30 protein-coding genes and 1 tRNA gene are annotated in these 14,625 nt (G+C 66.1%); 13 read left to right on the forward strand and 18 right to left on the reverse strand.

Annotated elements, in window-relative coordinates:
- The first annotated feature begins 1 nt into the window (after nt 1).
- The 6 genes from Q0Q47_RS16865 to Q0Q47_RS16890 all read left to right on the forward strand — a co-directional run bounded on the left by Q0Q47_RS16865 (nt 2) and on the right by Q0Q47_RS16890 (nt 2,394).
- Nucleotides 2-322, forward strand: coding sequence for a hypothetical protein (locus Q0Q47_RS16865; protein WP_293862371.1), 321 nt, complete (start codon nt 2-4; stop codon nt 320-322).
- Between the two features lie 71 nt (nt 323-393).
- Complete coding sequence (locus Q0Q47_RS16870) at nt 394-1,053, forward strand: hypothetical protein (RefSeq protein WP_293862374.1); 660 nt, start codon at nt 394-396, stop codon at nt 1,051-1,053.
- Nucleotides 1,050-1,277: a hypothetical protein gene (locus Q0Q47_RS16875; protein ID WP_293862377.1), complete on the forward strand. Its 228-nt coding sequence runs from the start codon at nt 1,050-1,052 to the stop codon at nt 1,275-1,277. Before Q0Q47_RS16870 ends, Q0Q47_RS16875 begins: the two co-directional genes overlap by 4 nt.
- On the forward strand, nt 1,270-1,719 hold the full coding sequence (locus tag Q0Q47_RS16880; protein WP_293862380.1) for a hypothetical protein: 450 nt from the start codon (nt 1,270-1,272) through the stop codon (nt 1,717-1,719). Before Q0Q47_RS16875 ends, Q0Q47_RS16880 begins: the two co-directional genes overlap by 8 nt.
- Entirely contained in the window at nt 1,712-2,026 is a 315-nt protein-coding gene (locus Q0Q47_RS16885; RefSeq protein ID WP_293862383.1) for a hypothetical protein, read from the forward strand. The genes Q0Q47_RS16880 and Q0Q47_RS16885 overlap by 8 nt, the downstream gene beginning before the upstream one ends.
- Nucleotides 2,023-2,394, forward strand: a complete 372-nt coding sequence (locus Q0Q47_RS16890; protein WP_293862386.1) for a hypothetical protein — start codon at nt 2,023-2,025, stop codon at nt 2,392-2,394. Before Q0Q47_RS16885 ends, Q0Q47_RS16890 begins: the two co-directional genes overlap by 4 nt.
- Before the next feature lie 33 nt (nt 2,395-2,427).
- Here the strand turns inward: Q0Q47_RS16890 and Q0Q47_RS16895 are convergent, their stop codons facing one another.
- From Q0Q47_RS16895 to Q0Q47_RS16975, 17 genes are all read right to left on the reverse strand, one after another.
- Nucleotides 2,428-2,742 (reverse strand): hypothetical protein, encoded by a 315-nt coding sequence (locus tag Q0Q47_RS16895; protein WP_293862389.1) that lies wholly within the window; start codon nt 2,740-2,742, stop codon nt 2,428-2,430.
- Nucleotides 2,743-2,744: 2 nt separating this feature from the next.
- Entirely contained in the window at nt 2,745-3,317 is a 573-nt protein-coding gene (locus Q0Q47_RS16900; protein WP_293862392.1) for a helix-turn-helix transcriptional regulator, read from the reverse strand.
- A gap of 26 nt (nt 3,318-3,343) precedes the next feature.
- Entirely contained in the window at nt 3,344-3,607 is a 264-nt protein-coding gene (locus Q0Q47_RS16905; protein WP_293862395.1) for a hypothetical protein, read from the reverse strand.
- Complete coding sequence (locus Q0Q47_RS16910) at nt 3,600-4,046, reverse strand: hypothetical protein (RefSeq protein WP_293862398.1); 447 nt, start codon at nt 4,044-4,046, stop codon at nt 3,600-3,602. Before Q0Q47_RS16910 ends, Q0Q47_RS16905 begins: the two co-directional genes overlap by 8 nt.
- 1 nt (nt 4,047) lies before the next feature.
- A complete protein-coding gene (locus Q0Q47_RS16915) occupies nt 4,048-4,509 on the reverse strand; it encodes a hypothetical protein (RefSeq protein WP_293862401.1) in 462 nt (153 codons plus the stop codon).
- A gap of 49 nt (nt 4,510-4,558) precedes the next feature.
- The gene (locus tag Q0Q47_RS16920) at nt 4,559-5,329 is read right to left on the reverse strand and encodes a hypothetical protein (RefSeq protein ID WP_293862404.1); all 771 of its coding nucleotides are present in this window, start codon (nt 5,327-5,329) and stop codon (nt 4,559-4,561) included.
- Nucleotides 5,330-5,332: 3 nt separating this feature from the next.
- Entirely contained in the window at nt 5,333-5,968 is a 636-nt protein-coding gene (locus Q0Q47_RS16925; RefSeq protein ID WP_293862407.1) for a hypothetical protein, read from the reverse strand.
- Nucleotides 5,969-6,276: 308 nt separating this feature from the next.
- Complete coding sequence (locus tag Q0Q47_RS16930) at nt 6,277-6,540, reverse strand: hypothetical protein (RefSeq protein WP_293862410.1); 264 nt, start codon at nt 6,538-6,540, stop codon at nt 6,277-6,279.
- An 81-nt stretch (nt 6,541-6,621) separates the two neighbouring features.
- A complete protein-coding gene (locus Q0Q47_RS16935) occupies nt 6,622-6,855 on the reverse strand; it encodes a hypothetical protein (protein WP_293862413.1) in 234 nt (77 codons plus the stop codon).
- A gap of 49 nt (nt 6,856-6,904) precedes the next feature.
- Nucleotides 6,905-7,774, reverse strand: coding sequence for a hypothetical protein (locus tag Q0Q47_RS16940; RefSeq protein WP_293862416.1), 870 nt, complete (start codon nt 7,772-7,774; stop codon nt 6,905-6,907).
- Nucleotides 7,775-7,988: 214 nt separating this feature from the next.
- The gene (locus Q0Q47_RS16945; protein WP_293862419.1) at nt 7,989-8,534 is read right to left on the reverse strand and encodes a hypothetical protein; all 546 of its coding nucleotides are present in this window, start codon (nt 8,532-8,534) and stop codon (nt 7,989-7,991) included.
- A 203-nt stretch (nt 8,535-8,737) separates the two neighbouring features.
- Complete coding sequence (locus tag Q0Q47_RS16950; RefSeq protein ID WP_293862422.1) at nt 8,738-8,923, reverse strand: hypothetical protein; 186 nt, start codon at nt 8,921-8,923, stop codon at nt 8,738-8,740.
- A gap of 231 nt (nt 8,924-9,154) precedes the next feature.
- Nucleotides 9,155-9,541 carry a hypothetical protein gene (locus tag Q0Q47_RS16955; RefSeq protein ID WP_293862425.1) on the reverse strand — a complete coding sequence of 129 codons (387 nt, stop codon included), beginning with the start codon at nt 9,539-9,541 and terminating at the stop codon, nt 9,155-9,157.
- A 1-nt stretch (nt 9,542) separates the two neighbouring features.
- Nucleotides 9,543-9,893 carry a hypothetical protein gene (locus Q0Q47_RS16960; protein ID WP_293862428.1) on the reverse strand — a complete coding sequence of 117 codons (351 nt, stop codon included), beginning with the start codon at nt 9,891-9,893 and terminating at the stop codon, nt 9,543-9,545.
- Between the two features lie 317 nt (nt 9,894-10,210).
- Complete coding sequence (locus Q0Q47_RS16965) at nt 10,211-10,372, reverse strand: hypothetical protein (RefSeq protein ID WP_293862431.1); 162 nt, start codon at nt 10,370-10,372, stop codon at nt 10,211-10,213.
- 60 nt (nt 10,373-10,432) lie between these two features.
- Nucleotides 10,433-10,603 carry a hypothetical protein gene (locus tag Q0Q47_RS16970; RefSeq protein ID WP_293862434.1) on the reverse strand — a complete coding sequence of 57 codons (171 nt, stop codon included), beginning with the start codon at nt 10,601-10,603 and terminating at the stop codon, nt 10,433-10,435.
- A gap of 14 nt (nt 10,604-10,617) precedes the next feature.
- Nucleotides 10,618-10,827, reverse strand: a complete 210-nt coding sequence (locus tag Q0Q47_RS16975) for a hypothetical protein (RefSeq protein WP_293862437.1) — start codon at nt 10,825-10,827, stop codon at nt 10,618-10,620.
- Nucleotides 10,828-11,275: 448 nt separating this feature from the next.
- On the opposite strand from Q0Q47_RS16975, the gene Q0Q47_RS31160 reads away from it, so the two are divergent.
- From Q0Q47_RS31160 to Q0Q47_RS17000, 6 genes are all read left to right on the forward strand, one after another.
- The gene (locus Q0Q47_RS31160) at nt 11,276-11,623 is read left to right on the forward strand and encodes an HNH endonuclease (RefSeq protein WP_367278260.1); all 348 of its coding nucleotides are present in this window, start codon (nt 11,276-11,278) and stop codon (nt 11,621-11,623) included.
- Nucleotides 11,624-11,823: 200 nt separating this feature from the next.
- Entirely contained in the window at nt 11,824-12,327 is a 504-nt protein-coding gene (locus tag Q0Q47_RS16980; protein WP_293862440.1) for a hypothetical protein, read from the forward strand.
- Between the two features lie 179 nt (nt 12,328-12,506).
- Nucleotides 12,507-12,854 (forward strand): hypothetical protein, encoded by a 348-nt coding sequence (locus Q0Q47_RS16985; RefSeq protein ID WP_293862443.1) that lies wholly within the window; start codon nt 12,507-12,509, stop codon nt 12,852-12,854.
- Nucleotides 12,854-13,066 (forward strand): hypothetical protein, encoded by a 213-nt coding sequence (locus Q0Q47_RS16990; RefSeq protein WP_293862446.1) that lies wholly within the window; start codon nt 12,854-12,856, stop codon nt 13,064-13,066. Before Q0Q47_RS16985 ends, Q0Q47_RS16990 begins: the two co-directional genes overlap by 1 nt.
- A gap of 221 nt (nt 13,067-13,287) precedes the next feature.
- Nucleotides 13,288-13,806 (forward strand): hypothetical protein, encoded by a 519-nt coding sequence (locus Q0Q47_RS16995; protein ID WP_293862449.1) that lies wholly within the window; start codon nt 13,288-13,290, stop codon nt 13,804-13,806.
- A gap of 125 nt (nt 13,807-13,931) precedes the next feature.
- Nucleotides 13,932-14,006 (forward strand) — tRNA-Met (locus Q0Q47_RS17000).
- A gap of 72 nt (nt 14,007-14,078) precedes the next feature.
- On the opposite strand, the gene Q0Q47_RS17005 is transcribed toward Q0Q47_RS17000, so the two are convergent.
- A complete protein-coding gene (locus Q0Q47_RS17005; RefSeq protein WP_293862452.1) occupies nt 14,079-14,390 on the reverse strand; it encodes a hypothetical protein in 312 nt (103 codons plus the stop codon).
- Nucleotides 14,391-14,486: 96 nt separating this feature from the next.
- Here Q0Q47_RS17005 and Q0Q47_RS17010 point away from each other — a divergent pair, with 96 nt between their 5' ends.
- Nucleotides 14,487-14,624, forward strand: coding sequence for a hypothetical protein (locus tag Q0Q47_RS17010; protein ID WP_293862455.1), 138 nt, complete (start codon nt 14,487-14,489; stop codon nt 14,622-14,624).
- Nucleotide 14,625 lies beyond the last annotated feature (1 nt).

Here is a 14,625-nt window from a genome sequence, read left to right on the forward strand (position 1 = left end):
CGTGGCGGTGCACCTGGGGCGCATCCGAGTTCCCGTGAAGGAATGGCACCTGGAGGCCTATCGGCGGTGGAAGGCCGGCGCCGACATGGGCACCCTCGCCAGGGAGTTCAAGGTCGATCGCACGACCGTCGAGAACGCCATCCACCGCGGGAAAGAGCGGGAGGAGAAGGAAGAGCGGGAGCGAGCGCGTGCGGTGCGCGGTGAGCCCCTGATCCCGCTCCCGTCCCGCGACAAGATCAATGAGGCATGCCGGCTGTTCGCCGCCGGCGAGATCGACATCGGCGAGCTTGCGAAGCGATTGCGGGGAAGGCACGGGGCATGAAGAAGCGAACACCGACGCCGAGCGGCGGCGTGCGGCGGGCCGCTCGTGACACACGGCGCCGGCAGAACAGGATGACGGAGCTCCTGGCGAAGAAGGATCGCGGCATGCTGTGCGGCGCCGAGCTCCGCCAGCTGGCCGACCTCGAGGCCAAGGAGCGGCGCGGCGCCTACCTGCGCTCCCTGGAGAAGAAGCGGGCGGACCTGACCGGCAAGAGCGGCAAACAGACGAAGGCCTTCCAGGCGGCCGCCTACGCCGCCCTGGGCCTTGATCTCCAGGCGGGCTACGACGGCCGTCCGCCGACCTTCCTGCCGGACCAGGACATCAATGAGGCCACCGCCGGCGGCAAGGGCTTCCGGAACGCCGTCCGCGATCCCCTGGCGCTGCTGCACCGCAAGGGCTCGATCGACGATGGCCAGTACAAGGCGGCCAACGACTACATCGCGCTGCGCGAGGATTACGAGCAGATCGGCGGCCGGGCGATCAATTACGGCGAGCGGGTCGACGGCGGCCGGGCCCCGGACTTCCTGGAGCGCCAGAGCAGCATCGGCGCCACCATGGACGCGTTCCGCCGGCACATGGGCGACCACCGGATGGGCCTCCTGGATGCCGCATGCATCGGCGGGAATGCGCTCTACGTCGTCGCCCAGATGGGGCGATGGGGCAGGGACCATCGGACGGTTCTCAAGGTTCTGCGCGCGGCGCTGGATCACGCAGGGAGGTTCTTCGGATGAGCGATGCGCCCGAGCGGATCGTCCATTTCATCGGCTTCCGTGGCGATGAGTTCTGGTCGGCCGTGCGCGTCTTTGGCCGGCCCCACTACATCCACCGGGGTTGGGATCTCCGGGCTCGACGGGAGATCGACGCTGGCGACGTGCTGGTGTTCGCCCAGGGCTCCGCTGACGATCCGCCCCGCACACGATCCTTCGACGACCTAAGGGAGACGACAGATGCCTGAGCGACCCACGGAACAGATGGTCAAAGCGGCGCTTATCGCCTTCGACATAAACCGCTGGAAGTCGCGCGAGACACAAATGGCGGACGCGATCGCCGCAGCCCTCGCAGTGCGAGAGAGCCCCCCCCGCGTGCGACACCTCAAGCGCGGCACGGTCTATGAGGTGATCGGCGAGGCCGAGGCGCAGGTTGCGGGGCCGCCGAACACGCCCCCTGGCATCGCATGGTCGCGGCAGTTGACGGAGGGGCACAAGCTGACCGTCTACCGGGGCGAGGACGGGCGGTTGTGGGCCCGGTTCTCGGACGAGTTCAACGACGGGCGGTTCGTGCCGGTGACGGTGCCGAAGTGCCTTCGCGACGCCAAGCACGATCATGGGTTGCAAGGTCCATGCTCTGCGGGTCAATGCCAGTGGCCCGACTGTCGCGAAGGAGGTGAGCATGATTGAGATCACCAACGAGATGCGTCGAGCCGGAGCATTGGCCGTCGCCAGGGCATCGGGGTTCGAATTCTCCGGCCCGGACATCCTGGAGAGCGTCAACCCTCGCGCGCACCAGTTCGTCGCGACGGCCGACGCGGTTCTCAGGGCGGCCCTCGCAGTGCGAGAGAGCCCCAACATACGGTGCAATCACGAGCCCTACCTGGGCCGATGCGCGCATTGCGACGCGCCGTTCAAGGATGGCCGCGCCATGTCCCTCAAGCCGGCGATCCCTTCTCCGCCCGATCTCGACTCCGACGAGGAAGCATTCTCGTGACGGATGAGGCCGACGACAAGGTCAAGCGACTGCCGGTCCGCTTTCGGACCCCGCGCGCCGACGATAACGCGCCGACGCTGCACATCGTTGAGACGTGGGATCGCTCGGCGTGCAACCATAAGTACCGCTTCGAAGGCGGGAAGATGCGCGACGCCACCTACGCTATCCGTGACGGCGAAACGGAGGTCGAATGCGGGCTCTGCGGAACCCGTCTTGATCCGATGTTCGTCCTTCGCCGCCTCGCGACGGATGAGACGCAGTGGCGTCGATCGGCTGAACGCTATGCAGACGAAATGCGCCGCCTGTCGGCCCGCAGCCGAACGAAGTGCGAGCATTGCGGCGAAATGACCAGGATCAGCCGGTCGTAGAAACGGCGCCCCACGGCGCCGCTCTCCCGTCGATCAGAAGTAGGCCAGCAGCCTCGCCAGCAGGCCCGGCGGCCTTGGCGGCACGCCCGGCACCGGCCGGTCCCTGATGGCCCGCAGCGTGCCCGCGGACAGGTCACGATAGTCCCGGCTCTGGATCACCTTCGACACCCGGCTGGCGGTCGCGGTGCCGTAGAGCTTCACCATCTTCGGCACCTCTTCGGCCAGGATGCGCTCGCGCGCCTCGAAGAACCACGTGCCGGCGGCCGTCGTCGACTCGATGCGCTTCCAGACGCGCTCGCATTCCTCGAACGCTGCCCACGCAATGGACGGATCTTCCACCACCCGCATGGTCAGGACTCCGGTCGGCCGATGATCGGAAGGCCGGGCTTGACCTTGTAGACCGCCACGTGCTCGCGCGCCCAGGCGGCCCGCATCTCCGGCGTATCGGGCCGGTCGCGGCGGAACTCGGCGTAGCGGGTCGGGATGATCTCGACGATTGCGGGGGCCGACGGTGTGCCGTCTTCGTCGTAGACGGTGAGCGCGCTCTGCACGTTCGCCAGGGCCATGCGGTGCACGCTGTTGAACTTGAGCACAGCGAACGCGTGTGGCTCCATCTCAGCGAACACGCCGTCGTTCGGGTATCCGATCAGGAAATAGACGCCATCGAGCGCGCCGATGAGGTTGTCGACGACCATGTCGAAGGCCTCCTCCAGAGCCAGCAGCGCGTCGATGTGCCCCTGGTGCATCGTCCAGGTGCGCGCCTTCTCGAGGTTCTCGACGATGTCCCGCCGCCCGGGCATGCCCAGCAGTTGCGCGAGCTCCGCCATGTCCAGGCCGAGGCGCAGGCGGATGGCTTTCAGGTCGGATGGCGTCACGTCTGACGGCTCCAGGTCGGCGTCGTTGTCGATCAGGGCGAGGGTCATGTTGTGCTCCTTCAGGTTGGGCCCGGTCAATCCCGGGCCGTGTTGTCGATCTCGGTCATCTTGCCCTTGAGGTGCCGGACGCGGGCGCTCCTGGTGCCATCCAGCCCGCCGGTCCAGCCTGGAAGCGTTTCCTCCCAGGAGGGCCGCGCCCGGCCCACCCGGCGGCCCTTTATGTTCGGGAAGAACCGCCAACCCTCGCCGGGCGAGTGCCAGCAGACGCCCAGGAGCGTTCCACGCCGGCCGAGAATGTCCCTCCACACCGCTATCTGGTAGTCGGGAGGATCAGCCATTTTCGCGGCCCTCCGCCTTCGCGATCGCCGCCCGCAGCGAGAACATGCCAGCCGGCGCGCCGATCACGCCCGGCATGTTCATGCCATCCGTGATCCACCACGCCTCGACGGAGCGCATGGCCACCAGCGCGTCACGCACCCATTCGTCAGCACGCACGAACGGGAAGCGTGGCTCCACGTCACCAGCTTCGAACACGTTGACGATGTAGGTGTCCTCGCCAGTCTTCGGCGATGGCCCCGCATGGATTGTGACGGCCACGCGCAGGCCCTGAGGGCTCCACCGGATGGAGTCGACCACGGCCACGGCGCCGGGCCAGAGAGTGACCGCGCGCCCTTCGTGCGTCTCGCCTGACGTCGGCGCGGTCATGATGAGGATCGTGCCTTGCTCCACGTGGAAGCCCAGGGTCGCCTTCGGGGCGATCATGTCAATCTGCGCCATGTCAGCGGCCCTCCGCCGTCCGGCGGATCATGCCGTCGCCCAGGAGCATCGACACCTCGTCGCGCGGGGCGTCGACGGGCACCGGGTCGGCTGGCGGCTTCCCCTCCGCGCGGGCGATGGCGGCCTCCACCAGGGCCTTGGTCTGTGGCGCCATGACTTGCCAGCCCAGGGACTGGCTCACGGCCTTCAGCGCCACCAGCATGTCGCGGGCCGCGTCGTGCTGCCGCTCGGAAGCGCCCAGGGCCGCCTTGTGGATCTCCGCATAGGCCACCCGGTAGGCGTCTCCGTCCTTCGCCTCGACGGGATCGCCGATCCGTTCGGAGATGAAGGTGGCGGAGTCGACGGCATAACCGCCCCCGCACTCCACATAGGCGCGGATCGCGCCCGCCGGGTCGTCGCCCTCGACGCGATAGGCCACGCGCCGCGTCTCGTAGGCGAAGATCACGTAAACGTTGTCTGCCATGTGATAGTCCTCCGTGTTGTGCCGCGACCGTTCGCGGCGTGGTTGGTGTTCAGATTGCCGTTTCACGCACGGCGACGATGGGAGTCGACTCGATGTCCGAGAGCTCCGTCTCGAACGCGCAATCAGGCTCGTCCATCGTGCTCCGGTAGAAACCGGCCTCGGCGTCCCATGCCTCATCAGGATAGCGCCCGATGAGCCAGTCGGCGCGCGTCGGCTCGCTCCCGCCGTCCGTGTTCGTCACCACGACATGCTCGCCGTTCGGCATGGTGCGGACCCATGCCATGCACCCTCCGGCCGTGTCGGTGAGCACGTAGCCACGGGCGGCCAGGATGGGAGCCAGGGGTTCGGAGGAATTCTCCTCGGTGTACGGGTGCGGCGGTAGCTCCACGCCAGCGGCGGCGGCAATGCGCGCGATGGCTTGGGCACGCTCGAAGGAGCATGCCTCGATCATCGGCCATTCCACGTCGTCCGGGTTGCGCTCGCAGCCGCCTTCTGCTTCCTCGGCGTCGTCCAGCGCGGCCTTGTGCTCGGCCAGGATGGCAGCGCGGATCGCCGCGAGCGGGTCCGGTTCCGGGGGCCGGATATGCCGCATGACGGCATCGGCGGCATCAGCCTCGCCGAGATTCCGGAGGAGCACGAACGCCGCCCCGCCGCCGCTCTTGTAGGTCTGGACGATGACTGGCGCGCCATCGACGGACAGGTATTCCATCCATGCGACGTCTGTGCCCTTCGGGCCGCGCATCTGCCACACGCACATCACGCGCGCACCGCGCTCGCGCAGCGACTTCTCCAGCCTGTTGTCCGGATAGGTCTTTGCCATGTGTCAGCCCTCCACCTCGTTCAGCGCCTCGGTTGCGGTCTCGAAATAGATCCGCCACTCGTCGCCGCGCTGGACGGCGCGCGGATCGTGACCGGTCGCCGTGACCTCGCTGTCGGCCGGGTGCCAGGCCCGCTCCAGCGCATCCATCTCCGGATCGATCACGTACCAGGGCCACTCGCCGGCCGCTGCGCCGGCGTCGTCGAACAGGACACCGCGCTCGGCGCATTCCGCCCGCTCGTCCTCATCCGGCGCCGGATAGGGGACCGTGACGCCGCTGGCCTTCAGCGCCTCCAGCAGCGCCGGCAGGACTTCTCCCAGCCGTGTGATGGCATCGAGCCCCTCCAAGGGGTCGCCGCTCCGGATCTCCGGGAATGCGGCGATCACGGCGAGCGCCGCGTCTTTCAGCACGTCCGGAACGTCGCCGTTCGGGTTGACTGTGCACACCGGCGCATCGTCCGGGAGCCGGACCACATAGTCCGCCGCCTCGCGTTCCACGCTGGAATTGGCGAAGTCTCGGAACGGCGCGCCGGACTGGACGAAAAGATCCTCCGCCGCGCGCGACGCCGCGTCCTCGTCGGCCGCTTCTACGGCAATCTCATAGGACACGCGTTCGCTCAGCGTGACGCTGAATTTCGGCATCGTGCATTCCTCCATCGTTCGCCCGGATCGTTCCGGGCATCGCAGGACAATGGCGTCCAGTGTGTGCCGTCCACCGGGGCGGGCGGCACAAGGCGAGACGTCAGGCCCTCCGTTTCGTGACACGCGCATTGCGTGTGAGGTTGAACCCGCAGCACTTCGTCACGGACGCGTCGCCATCGAACGTGACGCGGACGAAACCGTCCCGGGAATATCCCGCCACCCATCCCGCGCGCCCCTTGAGCATGGGGCACGTGCTCCCCGTGTAGGTGACGCGGACGCCTCGACTGAACTTCGACTCGTCCATCGGTTCAGCCCTCCGCGATGGCGATGGCGGCATCCATCGCCTCGATGACGTCGGCGCGCAGATAGAGGGGCTGGCCGGATGCCGCGCGGGCGGCCTTGAGCGCCGCAAGCATGGCGTCATGGGCGTTTACCGCGCGAATGATAGGCATGGCGTGATCGACGGAGACGGTCTCCGCTATCTTCACGCCAAAGGCGTTCACGATCACATCCGCGCGGTTGCTGGCCAGGGCGAGCGGCGCGTGAAGCGCGATCTTCATGGTCTGAGTCATCGTCTAGTGTCTCCAGGTTGCGCCCGGCATGTTCCGGGCAGGGATAGGGGAAGGCGGCCGGTTAGGGCCGCCCGGCCGTTATCAGATCACGACCTTTGAAAGGGCAAGGCGGACGGCATCAGAGCCATTTTCGCCATCGGCCACGAACGGAACTTCGCGGACCTCATAGTCCCAGTCATTGCCGCCGTGGTAGTCGGAAAGGCGGTCTATCGCATTCCCGGCGATGTACTCGGAGTGGCCCGCGTCGCCTGCAACGGCGAACTCGAACACATGAACGCCTGCCTTTAGCAGCGTGACGAGATGGATAGTCGGCAAGGTGTTTTCCTCCATTAGAAGGGGCGACAGTACGGGAAACTCTGGAAAATTACGCCGCCCGTTTCCACGCCGTTGCGAGCGCACCGGACGACGTTCCGAGCGACAGGCTACCCGCGAGCGGAAGCGGACGGCGCAGCGGAGGCGCAGGGATGGCAGGCATCGCCTTTGCCGCGTCCACGTAGCCGCTGGCCACGTCTCGCCAGTGTGCGGCCTTCCCGCGCGCGTCCTCCGCCGCTTCCGGCCACGTCGCCAGGTCACGCGACGCCAGCCACGCATAGCCCTCCGCTCGCCAGTGCGCGAGAATGAACCGGGCACGATGGTTGTCGTCCACCTCATCGGCGAGCGCTTCCACGTCCGGCAGATGGAAGGCGCCCCATCGCAGGGCATCGGTTTCCGCATTGGCGACGGCAGGGTCGTAGGACAGGCCCAGAGTTTCCACGTCGATGCGCGCGAAGTCCGGCACGTTCACGTGGTCGCAACAGGCTTGATAATCCGTCCGGAGCGCGCCCCATCCGGTTGAGATTTCGGACGGCTCGCCGCGCAGCACACGGGACCGAATGCGGCACCGATAGAACTCGATGGCGACCCGGGCCGCCTTGGCGATGGCGAACGGCTTGCCCGGCGTCACGTACTGGCCAGCGTGCACGGTCTCGCCATCGGCGAAGGTGAACGTCGCCACGTGGCGGACCGCGTTCCGGGCGCGCCCGAGCGGCGCGTCTATCCACGGCGCCCACGATGAAAGCGGCTCATCGGCTTTGACCTTACGGGCCGCCGGCAGGGCCGCGCGCAGCATGTCCGCCACGGCTCGCCAGTTCGCAGTCTCTGGCGAATCGGTCGCCATGTCATAGGCCAGGATGGCCAGCGCCTTGCGATCGCTCGCCTTGGTCGCGGACAGGTTTGCAGGGTCCAGAGCTTTCAAGGTGTCATCTCCGCGTTGTGGCCGGACCGTTCCGGCCTGGGATGGCGCCGGGCCCGTTTGGGCGCGCGGCGTTTCGCTCGCACATCCTGCATCAACAGGGCATGCGTCACATCTTGCAGTCTGGCGATGTCGCGCGCCGTCGATTGATGCGCCGCGCGTTTCGCCTGTATCCGGCCGATTAAGGCGGATCGCTGGGACTCGAGCGATGTCCGGTTCATTCGCCGCCCGCGATGCCGTGCAATTCGCGGTAGATGTCGCGGATGACGCCGTCCAGAAGGATAGCCTGGCCGGTTGTGGTGCGGCCCCACACGATGAGGCCAGCGAAGTCGCGGTCTATGCGTTCTCCGCGCGATTCGAGCTTATCGGCGAGCCATGACGACACCGCCCAATGTTCATAGATCTCCCTTTCGTGGGGCTCGATTCTGTATTCCTCGCACAACTCTTGCCATGAACCTTCGAACGATTCCGCTCGCCCGGTGTCCTCATCGACGAGCTTATCGTTGACGAGCATGCCGGGCGTCATGTCGGCACTTTTCCATCCGGCGTCCCGCGCGGCCTCTTCATAGTCGGGGATCGGAGTCGAGAGCTCCATAGCTTGCTCGCAAAGGTCACCTAGATCATTGCCCGGGCCGTTCGCCACTGTCGCCCCGTAAGCATTGGCCAGAGTGTGCACGAGCATGGAAAGGCAGTTTCCAACCTCATTCTGCACGAGCTTGCGGCAACCGTCCTGAATCGAGGACTCGTCATGCTTCGCAGTCATGGGACTTGCTCCAATTTTGGCCCGGACCGTTCCGGGCGTTCACGGACTCTAGCGTCCACTCATCTCGCCACACGGAACGCGCGGCGAGATGGATTGAGGCTAGGCCAGCGCAGCGCACCACGCGATAAGCGAGGCGCAGAATGTGCCAAGGCATACAATTTCGGCGAGAGTCCAAGCGGCTCGCACAACGGCTCGGCGGACCGTCATGAGCGCACCGCCTGCGCCGCGCGACCTATGCGCAGCGCTGTCACCATGGAACGCCGCTTCCACCCGTAGTAAGCGCGGATGGCGCGGAAACTGCCACGAAACGGGCCCGTGAATTGGCGATAGAGAGTCGCGCATTCCAGGCTGTCGCCGAGCCATGCGGCGCGCGCGTTGATCGTGATCATGATCACGACTCCAGCCATGAGCGCTTCGCAGCGATGCGCGCGCGTCGTCCGGACCGCATGAGGCGTTGCACCTCATCCTTCATGATGCGCCGAATCTTCCGCAGTTCACTGGGCTTGCTGGCAAGCATGGTCGACTCCATCGTGGTGCGCTCGGATCGTTCCGAGCGAGGCGCAGGCATGCGTCCCATGATACGGCGCGCGCGGTGTCGCGCCGTATGGTGCGAGGCAAGCCTAGGGGAGACGGGCGAAAGCCGACTCGTAGCCGCGCGACTCTTCCACGGTCGCCCGACATGCCTGGGCGGAGTAGCGCAGGCGATGCGGATCGCGGCGATCCCGGACGGCGTTCCGGCGGTAGCGCGCAGCCCATGCGAGCGCATCGAAGGACAGGGCGCGGCGTGGCCTATCGGCGAGGCATGATGTCCGGACCGTGACAGGCTCGCCATGCGCACGGGCTTTGTGCTGCCACGACATCGCGCGGGATCGGTACACGGAAAGCGTGAATGGCACGCCGTCCCGTTCAAACCCATAACCGAAAGTTGCAGCCTGGCCATAGCCGAGACGCCGCGCGGCATCGGTGCGGCACTGGCGAGAAAAGGCTTTCCACGCATCGCGATTCATCTCAGCGGCCCTCCGCCTTGGCAATGGTTGCGCGCATGTCGTCTATGTCGCGCAGGGTGGCGCGGACGCCGCGCGAAAGATCGCGTTCGATCCGTTTCAGAAGTGCCAGCATTTCCGGCGCCGCCGCGATGAGTCGCGCATCCGAGTCGCGCTGGATTCCCGTGGCGATGTGCAACGGGATCTCACCCATCGCGAAACCGCGATCCTGCCGAACGAAGAATGGCCAATCCACCGCCGCGCCATCGGCCACGCGTGCGCCGTCCTCGATCGCGACATCGGCGAAGGCCGGAGCGCAGCCGAGAGGCGTGCCATCGTCCCCGCGCACGATCCATGGGCCTGATGTGTGAGTCATCGCATCCACTCCAATTCAGTCCGGACCGTTCCGGACTCTCTGCATTCAATGGGACGGCGCATGCCACGCCGTCCGGTTCAATGCAGCGTCAAAGGGTCTCAACTTCGACGGCGACCACACGAACGGTCGCGCCCGTGTCGCGGTCGATAAGGTCGCGACCGATTTTGCGGCGCTCGCCTGTCGCCCAATTCTCCGCCTGTCCGGGCCCGCGCGTGTCATACGCTAGCCGCCTCCCGTCCGCATAGACCGTCACCACACGGTGCGTCACGGGCTGCGCCATGGCGCGAAGGATCAAAGGATGCGTCATGCCCGGGCCCTCACTTCGCCAGCCGCGCAAGCTCAGCCGCATAAACGGCCTTCGCCCCGTCGGAAAGGTTGCCGATAGCGATTGCCGTGCGCAGTAGCGTGATGCGCGATTCCTTCTTCGTCCGCGCGGCGTCCATATCGCGAAGGACTTCGCGCGCGCCGTCCGCTGTCATGGGTGCAGGGCGTTGGCGTGCCGCGTGCGTTGGTCTGGTTCCAGTCATGGCGAAAGCTCTTCAAACGAAAGTCAGAAAGTGACCGCGCGCCTTGTCGTGCACCGCGACCATGATGAAACCGCGCGCCGACTCTTTGAAGCGCGCCTCGATTGCCGAGTCGTCGCCGTCATAGTAGGCCGCAACGAAACGGAGCCACGCGCGGTCCGCCGCATCCCGTGTCCGGTATTCCATGGCGAGCGCTCCCGTCACGCTGCCAGCATGCGGCGCAGGCGCGCAAGGCGCGCAGCGCTCGCCGCACGACGGGCCCGGTCCGCTCGCCGCTGCGCCACGCGGTCGCCGATGCGATCCGCAAGCTCGCACGCCGCGCCAATGCCGTGCCAGAAGGCGAGCGCCGTAGCGAACGGCGCAGCCATCACTGCCAGCCATCCAAAGTTTGTCCAGAGAGTCGCGCACATCAGCTTGTGTCCTTCGCGTTCCGGCCGGTCAGTCCCGTCCGATGGACTCAACATAGCGCCAGGTCTGAACGACGCAAGACGAAAAACGAAACGGCAAAGAAATAATTCGCGTCGTCTTGGCGGACGAATCCCGCGCCCGCTCGATTGCAAGGCTCATGCCATGCGCGCCCATGATCACGCGAAGCACAAGACAAGCAACGAGCGTGTGCCAGGCTGCGATCGAGCGCGTCGCAACACTGAAAGGGATGGCCCCTCGAGCTTAAAACATCGCGCGGTATAGAGAGGACCGAGGGGTCGGTCATTTTTTGATACTTGGGAAATGAGGAAATTTGACACGTATGTCGGTTGATGCCATGCATCGTGTCATTCCGGAGAACCTATGAAGCGAACACCGGTCGTCAGCGACCTGGTCCCGACGTTCCGACGTCGCGAGCCGCCGCGTCTTCAGATGAAGCAGCGAGACGGAGCGCGGGGCAGTCGACACGAACGGGGCTATGACGCGAGATGGACGCGGTTGCGTGACAGGTTCCTGCGCGAAAATCCGTTATGTGCGGAGTGTTTGCGATGTAACCGCGACCAGGTTGCCGACGTAGTGGACCATATCCAGCCTGTCAGGGACTTCCCTGACAAGCGGCTGCTGAAATCCAATCTTCAAGCGCTATGTGTAGCCTGCCACGCCGGCAAAACGGCGATGGAGCAATACGCGCGGGAGATCGATTTGCTGGACGAGTTGCCCATCTGGGTCGCCGACATCTCGGCTCGACCCTTGCGGTTCAGACCGTCAGGTTTCAGATAAAATGCGGGCCCCGAAGGTGGTGGAACACCGACGAGGCCCTGACCGACGACCCGTAGGAGGGGCCGATGGCATACGAGTGCGTAGCCGCTCGCGCTGCAGACGACAAGTGCTGCGAGCGTTCCGGGTGTGGGCGCCAGGCGCGCACACGGCGGTATGGCCGGTTCTGTACCGCCCACCACAACGCGGCTTATCGATCACGGGTGAATGCCGGTCTGGAAGCGCAGCATCCGGCCTGCTCCGTGGCTGGCTGCGATCGCCCGGCGAGGAACCGTTCGGTTCTAGTTTGCGAGGCTCACTACTATCTCAAGGCGCGGACGGGGCGCGCGGAGAAGATCTCGCGGAAGGGGCGCGGCGACTCGCCGAACCCCTACACGATGATCCATCGTCCGGGTCACCCATTGGCCGACAAGCGCGGCAACGTCCGGGAACACCGTGTCGTGCTGTTCGAGGCGATCGGCTACGGCCCGCACGCCTGCAGATGGTGTGGTGCCGAGGTCGACTGGATGGTATCGGCGCGCGGTCCAGACAAGACAGTCGGCGCCTTGGAGGTGGACCACCTCGATGGTGACAAGGCACACAACGCGATCGAGAACCTCGTGCCGTCCTGCCACCGCTGCAACGGTGCGCGAGGGCTTTTTATGGGTTGGCTGCGCCGACATGGCGACGACCCGATGATCATCGCTGCGCTTCAAAACCGCAGCTGACGAGTTCTGGCCCTATGAGCGCAACGGTAGCGCTGGGCGCTCTAAACGCCACGGTTCCCGGTTCGAATCCGGGTGGGGCTACCACAACAGGGGACGACGATGCGTTAGCTCGCTCGCAACCGTGACCCTCCGGAGACCGATGTCGGAATTCCGATGTCGATAAATCCTGGAGAACCACGATGAAAGCCTACCTGAAAGTGAAGATCATGAGCCTCGCCGCCGAGGCTCGAATAATCCGGAAGCTTCAGAACCGCCGCGCGGCGTACCTGGTGGCGAAGCATCTGGCGAAGGGCCTGGACCGGGAGTGGTCCGGCTTGCACGCCCACCGCCGGTTCGATGTCCGCTGCGAGACGCGCTCCGCGCACCTGGCGTACGGCTTCCTCCGCGGGCGGCCGTACCGGGCGATGGAAGCCAAGTGCTGGCAGGGCCCGGACTGGAAGCGTGTCCAGCAGCTGGTCGAGAAGTTCGGCGAAGGTGATCGCCGCGAGCTCGTCCAGAAGTTCGCCGAATGGAAGGACGCCGCCTGATGTCGATCGTTGCGGGCAGGGGCCTGATGGGCCGCACGCTGGCCATGGCCGCCGCAGCCGCGGCGCTCTCCCTGGGCAGCGCCGGCATGCCGGAGAAATTCCGCGGCGCGATCCGCCCGGCGGCCAAGCGCTCGAAGGCGAAGTGCCGCGGGAACGGCTACTGGCTGCACCCGACGAAAGGATGGCGCGGCGGCCGCAAGGACGCGCGCTGACACGATACCCCAGGGGGCTCCGGCCCGACGCTGCCGTGGCAACAGGCCAGGGACCCGTCCCCCGACATCCAGAGCCGAGCAGCCGGGGGCCATGAGCCGGCGGGCAGGCCCAGGGGATAGCAAAACCCTGGGTGAGGCATGAGCACCCGAGCCCGCTGAAAGCCTCCGGGGCGTGATCGGAGGCGGGCGCCTGGCGAGGCGCCACAACATCGCGAGACGAGATGAGCGCCGAGACCTTCCACTGTCCCCGTGGCCCTGGTCCAGGATCTCCGCACAAGCCCCCGTTCGATGGTGTCGCCACCTGGCGCGACGACGGAACGTGCTCCTACTGCGGCTCGATGAGCCCGGAGCGGTTCTTCGAGTGCGTCGAAGCCGGCAACGAGCTCGTCCCGACTGACAAGAACTATAAGGTCTACGTCAGGCACCCGAACCCGATTGCCGGCAAGATAACCATCCGGCAAAGCGCCAACTACCAGCCGGGGCCGGACTGGATTGAGGCCACGCCGGAAGTCTGCAAGCAGTACGACTGGACGCCGGGCGAAGGTGGACCATATTGGGTGCTTCCGTCGCCGGAGGGGCCAATCGAAACCGGCAAGTTCTACTTCCAGCACCTCGACGAGGCCGGGCAAGTGCGCTTCATCGAGCTCCTGAACGCCAAGCGCGTGAAGCTGGCCTATCCGGGCCATTTCTACGTGGCGCCGTTCTTCATCAAGTTCAGCGCGCCGGCCGACGCCGGCTGACGAGTTCCCTGGCGAAAGCCGGGCGTCGATCCTCTTCACCGCGACAGGTGGCGAGGGGAGCCTGGCCGGTAGGCTGCAGTCGAAGCGGATCGACCGAGGGGGTGGAAGGCCCCCACTTCAGTTTCTGCGCGGTAGGGCAGTGGTAGCCCGCCTGGCTCATAACCAGGAGGTCGTCGGTTCAAATCCGACCTGCGCAACCAGTTCGAGCGGGGTCCGCTTCGGCCGTCCGACCGAGCAAATGCCGCCGGCTACCCTAACCGGCCCGCTCGAGCCTACCTGCAGCGGATCCTGTAGTGCGCGTCATAGAACGCGCCGCGCAGGCTTTCCCCCGTCTTGAGCAATTCGCGCTGCTCGACGACATAGCCTGCCGGGCAGAGCCGGTTCTCGCGCAGATAGAACTCGAGGTTCGAGATCCGGAAGGGCTCGCTGTCGACGATGTCCTGTTCGGAGTCGGCGCCGAGCTTCGCGGTGTAGGTGTAGACGCCGCCGCCCAGCGGGGTGAACGTCGTCTCCTTCATCCGCCGGTAGGTATCGCAGCCGGCCAGCGCCAGTGTCGCGGCCAGGCACACCACAATCGCTCGCATGGGAGATCTCCGCGCCGGGATGGCGCCGGGCAGATCTTCTACACGAACGGCCTCCGCCGTTCCATGACGCCATCGATCATCCAGGGAGCGCTCGCCATGCAAGAGGCCCCGGGGTCCAAACTCGTCGTCCGCGTGCTCACAGACGTGCTGATCAAGACGCTCTACGCGATCGCCCTGCTCGGCTGGCTGTCCGCGATCTTCGGAGACGACCTGTCCATCCTCCTCCCGACCTGAA

The sequence above is a fragment of the uncultured Alsobacter sp. genome, from assembly GCF_945952055.1.
GTDB lineage: Bacteria > Pseudomonadota > Alphaproteobacteria > Rhizobiales > Beijerinckiaceae > Alsobacter.

Coding starts and splice junctions, on each gene's coding strand:
- Q0Q47_RS16870 (WP_293862374.1), top strand. CDS start 394: ATGACGGAGCTCCTGGCGAAGAAGGATCGCGGCATGCTGTGCGGCGCC.
- Q0Q47_RS16900 (WP_293862392.1), bottom strand. CDS start 3,317: ATGACCCTCGCCCTGATCGACAACGACGCCGACCTGGAGCCGTCAGAC.
- Q0Q47_RS16970 (WP_293862434.1), bottom strand. CDS start 10,603: ATGGAATACCGGACACGGGATGCGGCGGACCGCGCGTGGCTCCGTTTC.
- Q0Q47_RS16995 (WP_293862449.1), top strand. CDS start 13,288: ATGAGCGCCGAGACCTTCCACTGTCCCCGTGGCCCTGGTCCAGGATCT.
- Q0Q47_RS16955 (WP_293862425.1), bottom strand. CDS start 9,541: ATGAATCGCGATGCGTGGAAAGCCTTTTCTCGCCAGTGCCGCACCGAT.
- Q0Q47_RS31160 (WP_367278260.1), top strand. CDS start 11,276: ATGAAGCAGCGAGACGGAGCGCGGGGCAGTCGACACGAACGGGGCTAT.
- Q0Q47_RS16925 (WP_293862407.1), bottom strand. CDS start 5,968: ATGCCGAAATTCAGCGTCACGCTGAGCGAACGCGTGTCCTATGAGATT.
- Q0Q47_RS16985 (WP_293862443.1), top strand. CDS start 12,507: ATGAAAGCCTACCTGAAAGTGAAGATCATGAGCCTCGCCGCCGAGGCT.
- Q0Q47_RS16930 (WP_293862410.1), bottom strand. CDS start 6,540: ATGACTCAGACCATGAAGATCGCGCTTCACGCGCCGCTCGCCCTGGCC.
- Q0Q47_RS16975 (WP_293862437.1), bottom strand. CDS start 10,827: ATGTGCGCGACTCTCTGGACAAACTTTGGATGGCTGGCAGTGATGGCT.
- Q0Q47_RS16910 (WP_293862398.1), bottom strand. CDS start 4,046: ATGGCGCAGATTGACATGATCGCCCCGAAGGCGACCCTGGGCTTCCAC.
- Q0Q47_RS16960 (WP_293862428.1), bottom strand. CDS start 9,893: ATGACTCACACATCAGGCCCATGGATCGTGCGCGGGGACGATGGCACG.
- Q0Q47_RS16965 (WP_293862431.1), bottom strand. CDS start 10,372: ATGACAGCGGACGGCGCGCGCGAAGTCCTTCGCGATATGGACGCCGCG.
- Q0Q47_RS16945 (WP_293862419.1), bottom strand. CDS start 8,534: ATGACTGCGAAGCATGACGAGTCCTCGATTCAGGACGGTTGCCGCAAG.
- Q0Q47_RS16895 (WP_293862389.1), bottom strand. CDS start 2,742: ATGCGGGTGGTGGAAGATCCGTCCATTGCGTGGGCAGCGTTCGAGGAA.
- Q0Q47_RS17010 (WP_293862455.1), top strand. CDS start 14,487: ATGCAAGAGGCCCCGGGGTCCAAACTCGTCGTCCGCGTGCTCACAGAC.
- Q0Q47_RS16990 (WP_293862446.1), top strand. CDS start 12,854: ATGTCGATCGTTGCGGGCAGGGGCCTGATGGGCCGCACGCTGGCCATG.
- Q0Q47_RS16880 (WP_293862380.1), top strand. CDS start 1,270: ATGCCTGAGCGACCCACGGAACAGATGGTCAAAGCGGCGCTTATCGCC.
- Q0Q47_RS16920 (WP_293862404.1), bottom strand. CDS start 5,329: ATGGCAAAGACCTATCCGGACAACAGGCTGGAGAAGTCGCTGCGCGAG.
- Q0Q47_RS16915 (WP_293862401.1), bottom strand. CDS start 4,509: ATGGCAGACAACGTTTACGTGATCTTCGCCTACGAGACGCGGCGCGTG.
- Q0Q47_RS17005 (WP_293862452.1), bottom strand. CDS start 14,390: ATGCGAGCGATTGTGGTGTGCCTGGCCGCGACACTGGCGCTGGCCGGC.
- Q0Q47_RS16885 (WP_293862383.1), top strand. CDS start 1,712: ATGATTGAGATCACCAACGAGATGCGTCGAGCCGGAGCATTGGCCGTC.
- Q0Q47_RS16950 (WP_293862422.1), bottom strand. CDS start 8,923: ATGATCACGATCAACGCGCGCGCCGCATGGCTCGGCGACAGCCTGGAA.
- Q0Q47_RS16875 (WP_293862377.1), top strand. CDS start 1,050: ATGAGCGATGCGCCCGAGCGGATCGTCCATTTCATCGGCTTCCGTGGC.
- Q0Q47_RS16905 (WP_293862395.1), bottom strand. CDS start 3,607: ATGGCTGATCCTCCCGACTACCAGATAGCGGTGTGGAGGGACATTCTC.